Source organism: Stutzerimonas sp. S1, from assembly GCF_025966695.1.
In the GTDB taxonomy this organism is placed as follows: Bacteria; Pseudomonadota; Gammaproteobacteria; order Pseudomonadales; family Pseudomonadaceae; genus Stutzerimonas.
This window is the reverse complement of the sequence record NZ_JAOEIY010000007.1, coordinates 349907-364651: the sequence shown is the minus strand read 5'-3', so window position 1 is coordinate 364651 and position 14745 is coordinate 349907. Positions and strand designations below refer to the sequence as shown.

Annotated in this window: 13 protein-coding genes; 1 reads left to right on the top strand and 12 read right to left on the bottom strand. The window is 62.7% G+C overall.

Going from position 1 to position 14745, the window contains the following annotated elements; all coding sequences use genetic code 11:
- Window positions 1-125: 125 nt before the first annotated feature.
- From N8H22_RS17610 to N8H22_RS17560, 11 genes are all read right to left on the bottom strand, one after another.
- The gene (locus N8H22_RS17610; protein WP_264591807.1) at window positions 126-1394 is read right to left on the bottom strand and encodes an OprD family porin; all 1269 of its coding nucleotides are present in this window, start codon (window positions 1392-1394) and stop codon (window positions 126-128) included.
- Between the two features lie 106 nt (window positions 1395-1500).
- Window positions 1501-2802 carry a benzoate/H(+) symporter BenE family transporter gene (locus N8H22_RS17605; RefSeq protein ID WP_264591793.1) on the bottom strand — a complete coding sequence of 434 codons (1302 nt, stop codon included), beginning with the start codon at window positions 2800-2802 and terminating at the stop codon, window positions 1501-1503.
- 75 nt (window positions 2803-2877) lie between these two features.
- On the bottom strand, window positions 2878-3816 hold the full coding sequence (gene catA / locus N8H22_RS17600) for a catechol 1,2-dioxygenase (RefSeq protein WP_264591792.1): 939 nt from the start codon (window positions 3814-3816) through the stop codon (window positions 2878-2880).
- Between the two features lie 73 nt (window positions 3817-3889).
- Window positions 3890-4180, bottom strand: coding sequence for a muconolactone Delta-isomerase (gene catC / locus N8H22_RS17595; RefSeq protein WP_264591791.1), 291 nt, complete (start codon window positions 4178-4180; stop codon window positions 3890-3892).
- Window positions 4181-4194: 14 nt separating this feature from the next.
- Window positions 4195-5316, bottom strand: coding sequence for a muconate cycloisomerase family protein (locus N8H22_RS17590; RefSeq protein ID WP_264591790.1), 1122 nt, complete (start codon window positions 5314-5316; stop codon window positions 4195-4197).
- Window positions 5317-5344: 28 nt separating this feature from the next.
- A complete protein-coding gene (locus N8H22_RS17585) occupies window positions 5345-6688 on the bottom strand; it encodes an MFS transporter (RefSeq protein ID WP_264591789.1) in 1344 nt (447 codons plus the stop codon).
- A gap of 107 nt (window positions 6689-6795) precedes the next feature.
- The gene (locus N8H22_RS17580; RefSeq protein ID WP_264591788.1) at window positions 6796-7572 is read right to left on the bottom strand and encodes a 1,6-dihydroxycyclohexa-2,4-diene-1-carboxylate dehydrogenase; all 777 of its coding nucleotides are present in this window, start codon (window positions 7570-7572) and stop codon (window positions 6796-6798) included.
- Window positions 7573-7643: 71 nt separating this feature from the next.
- On the bottom strand, window positions 7644-8654 hold the full coding sequence (gene benC / locus N8H22_RS17575) for a benzoate 1,2-dioxygenase electron transfer component BenC (RefSeq protein WP_264591787.1): 1011 nt from the start codon (window positions 8652-8654) through the stop codon (window positions 7644-7646).
- A 10-nt stretch (window positions 8655-8664) separates the two neighbouring features.
- Window positions 8665-9153 (bottom strand): benzoate 1,2-dioxygenase small subunit, encoded by a 489-nt coding sequence (benB, locus tag N8H22_RS17570; protein WP_165595170.1) that lies wholly within the window; start codon window positions 9151-9153, stop codon window positions 8665-8667.
- Window positions 9153-10514, bottom strand: coding sequence for a benzoate 1,2-dioxygenase large subunit (gene benA / locus N8H22_RS17565; RefSeq protein ID WP_264591786.1), 1362 nt, complete (start codon window positions 10512-10514; stop codon window positions 9153-9155). The genes benB and benA overlap by 1 nt, the downstream gene beginning before the upstream one ends.
- A gap of 228 nt (window positions 10515-10742) precedes the next feature.
- Window positions 10743-11696 (bottom strand): AraC family transcriptional regulator, encoded by a 954-nt coding sequence (locus N8H22_RS17560; RefSeq protein ID WP_264591785.1) that lies wholly within the window; start codon window positions 11694-11696, stop codon window positions 10743-10745.
- 358 nt (window positions 11697-12054) lie between these two features.
- Between N8H22_RS17560 and N8H22_RS17555 the strand changes: the two genes are divergently transcribed.
- Window positions 12055-13167 (top strand): CapA family protein, encoded by a 1113-nt coding sequence (locus N8H22_RS17555; RefSeq protein ID WP_264591784.1) that lies wholly within the window; start codon window positions 12055-12057, stop codon window positions 13165-13167.
- A 56-nt stretch (window positions 13168-13223) separates the two neighbouring features.
- Here N8H22_RS17555 and N8H22_RS17550 read toward each other — a convergent pair whose 3' ends face one another.
- Window positions 13224-14723: a diguanylate cyclase gene (locus tag N8H22_RS17550; RefSeq protein ID WP_264591783.1), complete on the bottom strand. Its 1500-nt coding sequence runs from the start codon at window positions 14721-14723 to the stop codon at window positions 13224-13226.
- Window positions 14724-14745 lie beyond the last annotated feature (22 nt).

Here is a 14745-nt window from a genome sequence, read left to right as displayed (position 1 = left end):
TTTTACTTAAGGACTGCGCCGGAAGTGGTGCGCATTATAGGGGCCTCAAAACTGGCGTCAACCGCTTATTTCAGTTTCTTGCCGCCTTGCTGCCACACCACTTCCAGAGCCCTCCCCCAGGAAAGTCAGAACAACGTATGCGTATAGCTCAGAATCAGGCGATTCTCATCGATGTCGCTGCGGTAGTTCGATCGAGCAGCCACGTTTCGGAGTCTGATACCGACATTCTTGAACAGGCCGCTCTGCACCGTATAGCCGAGGTCTAGATCACGCTCATGAGCCTTCCCTTCGAAGGCTTTTCCAGTGTCAACGTTGTCGCTGGTCATATAACGCACCGTAGCGACCAGGCCAGGGACGCCCAGGGCCGCAAAGTCGTAATCGTAGCGAGCTTGCCAAGAACGCTCGTCCTTCTCGGCAAATTCGTAAGTTGGGACCTCATTACCCAAGGGCGCAATGTTGTTGAAGACTCTTGGGAACGCGTCGTCGCCGAACATCGCCTGATAGCCGACCATGAAGGTGTGCCCGCCATGCCTAGCCGAGATTTGCGAGAACGCGGCCTGGTTGTCGATGTTCCCGAGCAGCCTGTCGCCGTCTTCCTGCGAGTCGAAGAAACCGATGTTGGCGCCAATCATCCACCCGCCCATCGGCTTGCTGTGCTTGAAGCTATAGAAGCGCTGGTTGTAGATGTCCTCCAGTTGCGCGTACCAGACACCTACCGAAGTACGCTTGTCATCGAAGGCATAATCGGCACCAGCGTAGTTGAAGCGATCGCTGCTCAAGCCAGCACCTCGGAGTGGCGTGTAGCCGATCTTGGCGAACATCTCGCCATCGCCTGCTTCGTTCAACAGGCTCCCGGAGCGCAGCTGGCCGGCCTGTAGCGTCAGTCCGGCGATGTCATTGGAAACAACGCTTAGTCCCTGATAGGTCGGCGGCAGCAGGCGGATATCACTGAACGCCAGCACCGGCAGATTCGGTGTCAGCTCGCCGATTCTCAGCTCAGTCTGCGAGAGCCGCACCTTGAGCGCGGCACCGAGCCGGCTGTAGTCATCCTGCGCGTTACCGTCGCTGCCGGTTGGCAGCAGGCCGGTGTTGACCCGACCGCCGCCGCTATCGAGCTTGAAGCCGAGCATGCCGATAGCGTCGACGCCGAAGCCGACCGCCCCCTGGGTAAAGCCAGAATTGACCTTGAGGATGAAGCCCTGCGCCCATTCTTCGGCTTTCGATTGCTGATTGGGACCGACGATGTCAGAGAAATCCCGACTGAAGTAATAGTTGCGCGCCTGCAGGGTAGCCGTGGCGTCCTCGATGAAGCCGCCGTCGGCGGCAAAAACGCTGGGCACAATGAAGGCCGAACCTATGGAAAAGGCGAGCAGAGAAATCATTGAATTGTGCATAACATGTCTCTTGTTGTTGTTTTTGAGGCGCACGCAGCCCCCTCCGGCATGGCCAGAAGAGAACGGCGGCTTAGGTTTTCTAGTGTGGAACGTCGGACAGCCGTCCTCAGCGGGCGGGCTGCTCCTCCTTGGCGGTTGTTTCGGCGACTGCGAGGTTCGGCGTGGGTTGTCGCAGGCCGAGCAGAAGGTGGGCTGCGATACCGAAGATCAGCCCCCAGAACGCAGCGGACAGCCCGAGGAACGACATCCCTGATGCTGTGACCAGGAAGGTGATCAGCGCCGCCTCACGATCTGCCGCGACTGACATGGCGGTACTCAGCGCACCACCGATCGCCGCGAGCAGCGCCAGCCCGGCCAAGGCGGCGATCAACGCGGCCGGGAATGCGCTGAAGATCGAGACCAGCGTCGCCCCAAAGATACCCAGCAGCAGATAGAAGACGCCGCCGGAGACGCCCGCCACATAACGCCGATCAGGATTCTCGTGCGACTCCCTACCGGTACAGATTGCCGCCGTGATCGCCGCCAGGTTCAAACCGTGACAACCAAAAGGCGCCAACAGCAACGAGCCCAGTGCACTGCTGCTGATCAACGGGCTTACCGGCGTCGCGTAACCGTCGTTGCGCAGGACTGCCATACCCGGCACGAACTGCCCGGTCAGCGCAACCATCACCAGCGGAAAGGCGATATTGAGGACAACCGGCCAACTGAACTCCGGTGTGATCCACACCGGCGTCGCCAGCCCGATCACCAGCGCCTCGCCGCGCAACTCACCCGAAGCGATGGCAATCGTCACACCGACGACCAGCACTGCAAGCACCGCGTAACGCGGCATGGAGCGCTTGAACAACAGGTAGGTACCAAACATCGCCAGCACCAGCCATGCTTGTTCCTTGACCGCAACGAAGAGGCCGGTGCCGAAGTGAAACAGGATGCCCGCCAGCATGCCTGCCGCAATCGCCGCAGGGAGACGGCTGATGATGCGGTCGAAGGCGCCGGATAAACCGATCACCAACACGATCAAGCTGGTGACGATATAAGCACCGACCGCCTCGTTGAGCGTGATGTCAGGCAACATGGTTACCAGCAGCGCCGAGCCGGGTGCTGACCAGGCAATGACGATCGGCACCCGATAGCGCACGCTAAGCAGGATGCCGAGCACACCGCTACCGATGGAGATCGTCCAGACCCACGACGAGAGCACATCATGGGGCAGATTCCCCGCCTTGGCGGCCTGGAAGATGATCACCAGCGGGCCGGCATAGGAAATCACCGTCGCGATGAAACCGGCGACCACCGCGGAGAGCGAGAAGTCTTTGAGTAGCGCTTTCATATCGCCTCGCAAGACAGGCAGGCAATCCGTGGCGTTGCCCGGATCACTCTTGTTATGGGTGATGCGCCAGCTGCGCATCGGTATATCAATGCGACACCCGCCAACGGTCAAGCACCGTAGCGGCCGGGAATGTCCCGACCACCACGGCGTGAGTCAGGCTTCTTGCAGTGCGCGCGGGCGCTGGCTGCGCTGCTCGGCCTGCGGTGCAGGCGCCTTCTGCAGCTGGAAATCGAAGTCCACTTCGGCGAAGCGGCCCTGCACACCACGGCTGTTAGCCGCCTCTGCATCCTCGATGAAGCGGATGTCGCCGACCAGGCCTTCACGCGTGGCATAGGCGAAGTCATCCCACAGGTACTTGTCGCCCGCCAGGTTGATCTGGGTAGTCAGATGACGATGGCCCGGCGCGGAGATAAAGAAGTGAATATGCGCCGGTCGCTGGCCATGGCGGCCGAGCATGTCGAGCACTTCCTGGGTCGGGCCATCGGGCGAGCAACCATAGCCGGACGGCACGATGCTGCGGGCGCGGTAGTAGCCGTTCTCGTCAGTAACGATGCGGCGACGCAGGTTGTACTCGGACTGGCTCCTGTCGAAATAGGAATAGTTGCCCTTGGTGTTGGCATGCCACAGATCGACCACCGCGCCGGCGACCGGCTGGCCATCCGGACCGGTGACGCGGCCCTGGAGGAACATCGGGGTAGCGACGCCATCCTCGCTGCCGTCGTCCATGCGCGTCACGCCCTGGGCGATCGGCGCACCCGCGACGTACAGCGGGCCTTCGATAGTGCGCGGCGTGCCGCCGGTGAGGCCTTCCTGCTCGTCCTTGGCGTCCTGCAGCAGGTCGAGGTAATGCTCCAGGCCGAGCCCGGCCACCAGCAGCCCGGCCTCGTGACGACCGCCGAGACGGTTGAGGTAATCCACCGCTTTCCAGAACTCGTCCTGGGTGATTTCCAGGTCTTCGACGATCTTCGCGGTGTCGACCAGGATGCGGTTGATCACCGTCTTCATGCGGCTGCTGCCTTCGTCATTGTTGAAGCCGCTGGCTTCCTTGAAGAAGGTCTGCACGTGATCGGAGTGGGAGATTTTTACAGTCATGGCTCAGGCCTCATTTTGTAATTGTGGTGACGCGGGTTAACTGACCGGGCATCGCCTGGTCCGGAAAAGTCGATCAGCTGTCGTCCTCACGAATCGAGGACGGGTGACGGCACAGCGGGTTGACCTCGATTTCCATGTAGGGGAACAGCGGCAGTTGCATCAGCGTGTCGTGCAGTTCCTGCACGCTGGCGACATCGAACACGCTGTAGTTGGCGTACTGCCCGGCGATGCGCCACAGATGGCGCCAATTGCCGGCGCGCATCAGGCCCTGGGCCAGTTCCTTCTCGTCCGCCTTGAGCTTGGCGGCCTTGGCCGGGTCCATGTCGACCGGCAGCTTCACGATCATCTTCACGTGGAAGAGCATCTCGGGTTCTCCTCTTACTTGCGGGCGAAGAACGCCAGGCGCTCTTCATCGAGGGTCAGGCCCAGGCCCGGCGTACGCGGCACTTCCAGCTGGAAGTCGCGATAGACCGGCGCCTCGGTGACGATTTCTTCGGTGAGCAGCAACGGGCCGAACAGCTCGGTGCCCCAGGTCAGCTTGTTGAGGGTGACGAAGGCATGCGCCGAGGCCAAAGTGCCGATGGCGCCTTCAAGCATGGTGCCGCCGTACAGCGCGATGCCCGCCGCTTCGGCGATCTGCGCGGTGCGCAGCACGGCACGCGGCCCGCCGTTCTTGGCGATCTTCAGGGCGAAGATGCTGGCCGCGCCGTCGGCGGCCAGGCTGAAGGCGTCCTCGACGCTCTCGATCGATTCGTCGGCCATGATCGGCGCCGGGCTGCGCTGATTCAGGCGCACCTGCCCGCCGCGGTTGATCCGCGAGATCGGCTGTTCGATCAGGTCGATGCCGTTGTCGCCGAGGATGCGGCAGGCACGCAGCGCCACCGATTCATCCCACGCCTGGTTAACGTCGACGCGCACGCTGGCGCGCTCGCCGAGGGCCTGCTTGATGGCGATGACGTGCTTGAGATCGGCATTCACCTCACCGGCGCCGATCTTCAGCTTGAAGATGCGGTGGCGGCGAATGTCGAGCATGCGCTCGGCTTCGGCGATGTCCTTGGCGGTGTCGCCGGACGCCAGCGTCCAGGCCACTTCCAGACTGTCGCCCACCCGGCCGCCGAGCAGCTCGCTGACCGGCAGGCCGAGGCGCTTGCCCTGCGCGTCGAGTAGCGCGCTCTCGATGCCGGACTTGGCGAAGGTGTTGCCCTTGGCCGCCTTGTCCAGGCGCAGCATGGCGGCATTGATATTCGCCGCATCCTGACCGACCAGCAGCGGGCCGAGATGGCTGTCGATGTTGGTCTTGATGCTTTCCGGGCTCTCGTTGCCGTAGGCCAGGCCGCCGATGGTGGTGGCCTCACCGATGCCTTCGATGCCGTCGGCGCAACGCACGCGGATGATCACCAGCGTCTGCTTCTGCATCGTATGCATCGCCAGCTTGTGCGGGCGGATGGTCGGCAGGTCGACGATGACCGTCTGGATGCTTTCGATCAGTGAATGGCTCATATCAGCTTCCGATTTCCAGTTTCAGTGTTCAGGCCTTCGCCGCCGCCAGCATCGCGGGTGCCGTGGCACCGCTACGCTGGCTGGAGATGGCGAAGACGGTCATGGCCAGCGCGGCAATTGCACCCGGCACAGCGAAGGCCATGAAGTTGAGTTGCAGCGGCAGGTTGATGCCCAGCAGCGCACCGCCCAGCAGCGGGCCGACGATGGCGCCGTTGCGGCCGATGCCAGAGGCCCAGCCGAGACCGGTGGAGCGGATCGACAGCCCGTAGAACTGCGCCGCGGCGGCGTAGAGCAGAATCTGCGTGCCGATGACGGTGGCGCCGGCGATGAAGATCAGCGTGTAGAGCACCGGCATCGGCGACTTGAAGCCCAGCAGGCTGATCGACACCACCGACACGGCGAAGAACGCCACCACCACCTTGGCCAGGTTGAAGCGATCGCCCAGCCAGCCGCCGAGGATCGCGCCGGCCATGCCGCCGAAGTTCAGCGCCAGCAGGAACGACAGGCTGGAACCCAGGCTGTAGCCGGCATTGGCCATCAGCTTCGGCAGCCAGGAGCCCAGCGCGTAGACCATCAGCAGGCAGCAGAAGAACGCCAGCCAGAGCGACACGGTGCGCACGCCGCGGCCGTGGCGGAACAGCTCCAGCACCGACGCACTCTTGCCCTTCACCTCGACCAGCACCGGCTCATCGCTGGCGCCCAGCTGCTGGTTCGGATCGAGCCGATTGAGCAGATGGCGCGCCTGCTCGATACGGCCCTGGCGCACCAGAAAGCCCACCGATTCAGGCAGCTTCCAGAGGATCAGCGGCAACAGCAGCAGCGGCACGGCGGCAGCGAAGAACATCGCTTCCCAGCCGAAGCGCGGCAGCATGTAGATGCCCAGTCCGGCGGAAAACATGCCGCCCAGCGAATAGCCGCTGAACATGATCGCTACCAGGGTGCTGCGCAGTTTCTTTGGCGCGTACTCGTTCATCAGCGCCACCACGTTGGGCATCAGGCCGCCGCAGCCGAGGCCGGCGAGAAAGCGGAAGATGCCGAATTCGGTGGGCGTGCTGGCGAAGCCGTTGAGCACCGTGGCGCCGCTGAACAGCACGAAGCAGATGGCGATGCCCTTCTTGCGCCCGATGCGGTCGGCCAGGGTGCCGAACACCAGGGCGCCGAACATCATGCCGAACAGCGCGTAGCTGCCCAGCGCGCCCGCTTCCAGTGGGGTGAGCCCCCACTCCTTCATGATTACCGGCAGCACCACGCCGTAGATGAACAGGTCGTAGCCGTCGAAGATCAGCAGCAGTGCGCAGAGGCACACGACCAGCCAGTGAAAGCGGTTGAAGCGCGCGTTATCGATGATTTCGTGAACATCTACTTGTCGCATGGCAAGACTCTCTATTGTTTTTGTTAGTCGCGAATCGGCTGCAGCGATGGGTCACCGCACCGCCGATGTGCCTTGGCGCTGGCCGGTCGAGCCGGCCCGGGTACTGCTCAACCGAGATCGCCACCACCCACCGGCAGGGTCACGCCGGTGATGTAGGAGGCCTCGTCGGACGCGAGGAAAAGAATGGCGCCGGCCTGCTCGTCGATGGTTCCGTAGCGCTTCATCAATGAGGAATCGACGGTCTGATCGACGATCTGCTGGTACCAGATCTTTTCCTGCTCGCTCTGCTCGGCTGCGTTGCGTGGAATACGCCGCGGTGGCGCCTCGGTACCGCCGGGTGCGGTGGCGTTGACACGGATGCCCCGCTGGGCGTTCTCGAAGGCCAGGCACGCGGTCAGCGCATTGACGCCACCCTTGGCCGCGCCGTAGGGCACGCGGTTGAGGCTGCGCGTGGCGATCGATGAGACGTTGACGATGGCCCCGCCGCCCTGCTCCAGCATGTGCGGCAGCGCGGCGTGGCAGCACCACAGCGTGGGGAACAGCGAGCGACGCACCTCGGCCTCGATCTCATGTTCCTGGTAATGCTCGAAGGGCTTGGCCCAGATGGTTCCACCGACGTTGTTGACGAGAATGTCGAGACGGCCGAAACGCTCTTTCGCGGCATCCATCACCCGATGGCAGTCGGCGAACTGCTCGAGATCGGCGGTCAGGGTCAAGACTTCGGCGCCCTGCCCCAGTTGATCGGCCAGTTCATGGACCAGTTCGGAACGGTCCACGGCCACCAGCCGGCCGCCTTCCTCGACGAATCGCTCGGCGACACGGCGACCGATGCCCTGGGCCGCGCCGGTGATCACCGCGACCTTGTCCTGAAAACGTGTGTTCATCTACCCAACCTCTGGAATGGCGAGGATTCGGTGGGCAATGCTGCGCAGTTGCCCACCCTACGGCTGGCTGATCAGGCGCTGGCGGCGAACTTCTCGTAATAGAAGTTGGCCGGCTGCAGGCCCTGTTCACGGATGAACTGGTTGACCGACTCGACCATCGGCGGCGGGCCGCACAGGTAAATGTCCACTTCGCCTTCGTTCAGGTGCTTGGGCTCGATGTGCTGGGTCACGTAGCCCTTGTGCGGATACTGGCTGTCGGAGCTGGACACGCAGGCGCTGTAGGTGAAGTTGGGAATGCGCGCGGCGAAGTCTTCGAGCCGGTCCATCTCCACCAGATCGAAATCGTTGGAGACGCCGTAGATCAGGTGCAGCGGATGCGCGCTGCCCTGCTCGGCGATCTTCTCCAGCATCGCGGTGAACGGCGCCAGGCCCGTACCGCCGGCCAGCAACAGCAGCGGCCGCTTGATTTCGCGCAGGTAGAAGCTGCCCAGCGGACCGGCCAGGGTGAGGCTGTCGCCGGCCTTGGCCATGCCGCTCAGGAAGCTGCTCATCAGCCCGCCCGGCACATTGCGGATCAGGAAGCTGACCTCACCACCCTTCTGCAGCGAGCTGAACGAGTAGGCACGGGTCTGATCGGTGCCCGGTACCTGCAGATTGACGTACTGCCCGGGCAGGAAGGCCAGCTGGCTCAGCGACTCGCCCTTGATCGACAGCGCAATGGTGCTCTGCGACAGCTGGCGCACGTTGCTGATGGTCGCCTGGTAGCTGGCCTGCGCGGTCTTGCAGACATCCGAGGAGGCCGGCACGCGAATCACGCAGTCGCTTTCGGCGCGCATCTGGCAGGTCAGCACGAAGCCTTGGGCGGCTTCGTCCTCGCTCAGCGCGTCCTCGATGTACTCCTCACCGAGGTCGTAGCTGCCGGCTTCGGCGAAGCATTTGCAGGCCCCGCAGGCACCGTCGCGGCAGTCCAGTGGGATGTTGATGCCCTGGCGGTAGGCCGCGTCGGCGACGGTTTCGCCGAGGTTGGCTTCGATGAAGCGGGTCACCCCGTCTTCGAAATTCAATGCGATCTGATGAGTCATGGCCTTGCCCTCACAGGTGGTAAACGTCGATCAACTGGCGGATGTAGTCGTTCTTCAGCACGACCTTCTTGTGCTTGATCAGCGGACTCTCGCCGCGGGTGTCGAGCGTGTAGAAGCTGGTGCCGTAGAAGTGGTCGACGGTCTTGTAGCGAAAGCTCATCGTGTGCCAGTTGAAGCGCAGCTTGCAGAAGCCCTCGCCCTGCTCGATCAGCTCCAGGTTGCTGATGTTGTGCGAGGTGCGGGTATCCGGAATGGTGGCGCTGGAACGCTCGGTGCGAATGCGGAACACCCGGTCTTCCAGACCGCTGCGGTTGCCGTACCAGATCAGCGAGATTTCCTTCTGCGGGTCCTCGGTGAGCTTGTCCTCATCGTCCCAGGCCGGCATCCAGAAGGTCGCGTCGGCGGCGTACAGCTCCAGCCAGCTATCCCAGTCCTTGTCGTCGAGGTAGCGCGCTTCGCGGTAGAGGAAGTCGCGCGCGGCTTCGTAGGAGATGCTCATTACGCGCCCTCCACGTGGATCAGCTGGTCCTGCTCGGCCTTCACCGCCTTGATCATCTGCTGCTGCCAGTAGTGGTGCTGCAGCACGAACAGGCCTTCATCCTCGGTGCGGGCACCGCTCATCAGCGGCTGCAGGTCGATTTCCCTGGCGCCTTCATCGGCACCGTCGATCCAGTGCTTGGCGCCGCGGGACATGTCGTTCCACTCCATGGCGCGACCGGCAAAGCCTTGCTGGCAGGCGCGGAACTCTTCGAGGTCATCCGGCGTGGCCATGCCGCTGACATTGAAGAAGTCTTCGTACTGACGAATGCGCCGCGCACGCGCTTCGGCACTCTCGCCCTTGGGCGCGATGCAGTAGATGGTGACTTCGGTCTTGTCCACCGACAGCGGCTTGGCGATGCGCAGCTGCGAGCCGAACTGGTCCATGAGGTACAGGTTCGGGTAGAGGCAGAGGTTGCGCGAGTTCTCGATCATCCAGTCGGTACGCGCCTGGCCGAACTCGGCGATCATCTCGTCGCGGCGGGCGTACAGCGGACGGTCTTCCGGGTTGTCCCAGCGGGTCCAGAGCAGCAGGTGGCCGTTCTCGAAGGAGTAGAAACCACCGCCCTTCTTGCCCCAGCCACCGGCGCTCATGGCGCGGATGTCGTCGCCGGCTTCCTTCAGCTTGCGCTGCTGCTGGGTGGCGGCGTAATTCCAGTGCACGGCGGTGACGTGATAACCGTCAGCGCCGTTCTCGGCCTGCAGCTTCCAGTTGCCTTCATAGACATAGGTGGACGAGCCGCGCAGAACTTCGATGCCTTCCGGAGACTGGTCGACCACCATGTCGATGATCTTCTTCGACTCGCCGAGAAACTCCTCCAGCGGCGCGACATCCTCGCGCAGGCTGCCGAAGAGGAAGCCGCGATAGGACTCGAAGCGCGCGACCTTCTTCAGGTCATGCGAGCCGTCGCAGTCGAAGCTGTCGGGGTAACCGGCCTCCTTGGGGTCCTTCACCTTGAGCAGCTTGCCCGAGTTGTTGAAGGTCCAGCCGTGGAACGGGCAGGTGTAGGTCGCCTTGTTGCCACTCTTGAAGCGGCAGAGCATGGCGCCGCGATGGCTGCAGGCATTGATGAAGGCGTTGAGCTGGCCGTCCTTGTTGCGTGCGATGAAGATCGGCTGCCGGCCCATCTGGGTGGTGTAGTAGTCGTTCTTCTCGGGGATCTGGCTCTCGTGGGCGAGGTAAATCCAGTTGCCCTCGAAGATGTGCTTCATCTCCAGCTCGAACAACCGCGGGTCGGTGAACATCTCGCGCTTGCAGCGGAAGATGCCCTTCTCTTTGTCTTCATCGAGCAGCGAATCAAGGTAGTCGATTCCCAGGGACATGGCCGGGGCCTCCATTGTTATTGTTTCCACGTGATGAAGGCTAAGGCGCTGGCGGCGGCATCAATATCCGTTTTCTGCACGACCTCTATCCATTTTCTGCACAATGCAAGAGGACAGATTGCCGCACACGCGCGCACGGCAAATCGCCACCCGGAATGGCGGTGGAGGTGGTCGAGAGCGGGAAGAAAAAGAGGCGCTGCCGTCGGAATGGCAGCGCCTCAAGGGGACTCAGTGATGGCGGCGCAGGGTGTCCGAAGGCAACTCGCCGAAGGTGCTCTTGTAGCTTTCCGAGAAACGGCCCAGGTGCATGAAGCCGTAGTCCATGGCGATCTCGGTGATGTTGCGCACCTTGGCCGAGGGGTCGCTCAGGCGCCCGTGGATCTGCTCCAGCTTGCGCTGGCGGATGTAGGACTTGGGCGTGGTGCCGGCCTTGCGTTCGAACAGCAGATACAGCGAGCGCAGGCTCATGTTGGCCAGCTCAGCCAGTTGCTCGACGGAGATGTCCTTCTTCAGGTGCTCGTCGATGTAGTCGCTGAGCCGGCCGAACGACGGGCAGCTGTCACCGAACGGATCGCGGCGGATGTTGTTGGCCAGCGTGCAGAGCAGCTTGCTGGCGATGATCCGGCTGTACTGCTCCTGAATCTGCGGGATGCTCTGCTCGGAGCCGGCCTCGCGGCAGATCAGTCCGACCAGGCTGTCGAAGCCGTCCAGCTCCTTGAGCGCGTAGCGGTTGCCGCTGAAGCGGATGCCCTCGGCCGGTGCTTGCCACTGGTTCTCGCTGCAGGCCTGTTCAAGGAAGGAGGCCGGCAGCTTGACGATAAGCTTTTCGCAATCGTCCGAATAGGTCAGGTCGACCGGATCGTCCGGGTTGATCAGCAGCAGTTCGCCTGGGGTGAAGTAGTGTTCCTGCCCGCGACCGCGCCACAGGCAGTGACCACGCTGCAGCAGTTGCAGGTGATAGATGGTTTCCAGCGCCGCCGAGCTGACGTGGACGCTGCCGCCGTAGCTGATCTGACAGAGGTCGAGCTGGCCGAACTTGCAATGGTTGAGGCTGGCCTGGGGCGTGCCGGTGCGCGGCAGACGGATGCAGTGCACACCCACGTGCTGATTGACGTACTCCGACACCGCGTGCGGGTCGGCATGCTCGAAGATCCTGCTTTTTTCATTCAGCAGTCGTTCCATCACCAGGCACTCACGTTGTTCTTATAGTTCGCCGATGCTGCGATATCGCCAGCATCGATCTCTGCCGCGCCCTCGCGTCGAGCGAGAACTTGATCTGCGTCAAGAGTATCGGCTGAGTCGAGCATAGGAGATTCGACCAACGGACAACAGCCTGTCCGTTCGGTGACCGAACAGTTTCTGCTCAACGGCGTTCGCCCGTCCCGGCGCGAACGGCGTATCGGATCAACGGACATGACAGGCGCGCGGGACTCTACTATTCCTAGCAGACTATGCGGCCGGCTCCCCGTTCCCGTGATCGACGTTTGGCGTCGCAGCGCTCCGGATTTCAATCACCCGCGCCGCCCCAATGGAGCTCGTCATGCTCACCAGACTGTTCTTCGCCGGCGACCTGATGACCGCACGCGGCATTGACCACCTGCTGCCGCACCCCGGCGATCCGCAGATCCACGAACCCTACGCACAGTCGGCCGGCGACTATGTACGCCTGGCCGAAGAGCGGAACGGGCCGATTCCACACCGCGTCGACTACGCGTATCCGTGGGGCATCGCCCTGGAGGCGATCACGAGCAGGCACCCGCAGGTCAGGCTGGTCAACTTCGAAACCGCCGTGACCCAGCGCGGCACACCCCGCCCGCACGGCCTGCACTACCGTATGAATCCGGCCAACATGGGTATTCTCGAAGTCGCCGAGATCGGCTGCTGCTCGCTGGCCAACAACCATGTACTGGACTGGGGTGAGCCCGGGCTGACCGACACACTGCAGAGCCTCGACCAGCAGCGCATCCCCCATGCCGGTGCCGGCCTCAACGAGGTCCAAGCCGAAGCGCCGGCGATACTCGCACTGCCCGGCGGTCGCCGTATGCTGGTATTCGCCTACGCTACTTACGACAGCGGCGTGCCTTCGCACTGGGCCGCAGGTCCCGACCGTCCGGGCGTGGCCTGGTTAGCGGATTTGAAGCAGGCGTCCCTGCGCCGGGTCGTCCAACGCATCCGCGCCTGCAAGCGCCCCGGTGATCTGGTGGTGGTGTCATTGCACTGGGGCGACAACTGGGATTTCGCCATCCCCGAAGAACAGATCTATTTCGCCCGCGACCTTATCGACGAAGCCGGAGTCGATCTGCTGCATGGTCATTCTTCGCACCACATCAAGGGCATGGAGGTGTACCGCGAGCGGCTGATCGTCTACGGCTGCGGCGACCTGCTGAACGACTACGAAGGCATCGCCGGTTATGAACAGTATCGCGCCGACCTCGGCTGTCTGTATTTCGCCGATCTTGCTGCCGATGGCCGACTGACAGCGCTCGAGCTGGTGCCGATTCGGCGCTGCGGTCTGCGACTGACGCCGCTCGATGCCGAGGAGCGACGATGGCTGCGCGACACGCTGGAACGCGAGTCGGCGCGCTTCGGCTGTAGCCTCAAGACGACGGTGTCAGACAGTTTCACCCTGGTCTGGCCATCGACGCGGCACTGATGCATGGCGTGCAGACGCGAAGCAGCATCACCACCCCGTCGTATCGATAGCCGAGATCAGCCAATCTCGGCAGCTGCGCACTCGGTCCCACCTTCGCGCGCGCAACATACCCGGTTTCGGCCGCTTTGCTTGGCTTCGTAGAGTGCACCGTCGGCCCTGGCGATGAGCCGAGCCACGTCATCCGGTTCGTGCTGCGTATTCGCCAGGCCGATGCTGACCGTAATGGCGATCTCGCCGGCTGCGGTCTCGATCGGCGTCTGCGCGACGGCGAGGCGGATCTTCTCGGCGACACAACGGGCGCCTTCAGTGTCCGTGTGCGGCAACGTAATCGCGAATTCCTCGCCGCCAAGCCGCCCCATCACGTCATGCGCGCGAAGCAGGCGACTGCACGTGGCGGCAAACTGCTTGAGCACCACGTCGCCAATTGGGTGGCCATAGCCGTCGTTGACGCGTTTGAAATGGTCGATATCGAGCATCAACACACTCACGCATTCACCGTGGCGCCGAGCACGAGCGAGCTCTGCCTCGAGGCTACCGAGAAACGATCGGCGGCTGCTCACGCCGGTTAGCACGTCCGTGTTAACCAGTTGCGACAGCTGTTGATGCGCCTGATGAAGCCGGGCGGTATTCAGGAAATAGCGCCGGCTCAATACGAAGATCAGCACAGCCACCGCGAACAGCAGCACCGAAATCACCCCAGCCGAGGCCAGCAGCAGCTTCCGGCGCTCATGGAAGGTCGCCATGAAATCCTTCGGCGACAGCAACACCAGCACGACGAGTCCGTTTTCCGTCAGCCGCCGATACGCGCCGAGACGATACTCACCATCGATGGAATTGACGCCTTCGTAGTAGCCGCGTTCGGGGGCATCCGGGGCGAAATAGGGCCTGCTCTCAGGCACCTTGAAGCGGCCATAACGCCCGGAAAGCGGAGTCCCGGAAGCAATGGCACGCAGGCTGCGATCGGTACCGAGCAACACGATGCTGCCGTTTGGCCCGACATCGATCTGCTGGTAGTAGTCGGCAAAGAAGCTGGTCGGCACGGATAGCACCAGCACCCCGGCAAATTGACCGTCCTTGCGAATGGGCCGGGTGAATTGGATCGTCCACTGTTGCGACATCCTGCCGAGCACCGGCTTGCTGATGTAGAGCCTATCCTCGGTGGGATTGTCACGATGAGCACGAAAATGCTCACGGTCGCTCAGATCCAATGGTTTGCTCACCGGCGCGAGGTTTGAAAACACCAACCGGCCATCGGCGTCTATCACGGCAAGCTGCGTAATGAAATTCCCGTAAGCGGCCAGCTCCTCCTTGACGTGCTCGTGGAAGTCCGAGAACTCCAACACATCATCGCGCATATCCAGCAGCACGATGTCCATCAGGCGAACGGCGCTGCGCACATGCGCTTCAAATGCGGTCGCCAGATTCATCGCATCGTTCCGTGCGCCCTCTTTTATCAGGGCACGCTCATGCCTGATCTCGTTCACCACGAAGACCCACATGGGCACCAGCGCAAGCATCAGAATCAAAACCGCCAGAAGTCCCGCCCTGCCTTTCAAACCTTCACTCCGTCTTGCCCCG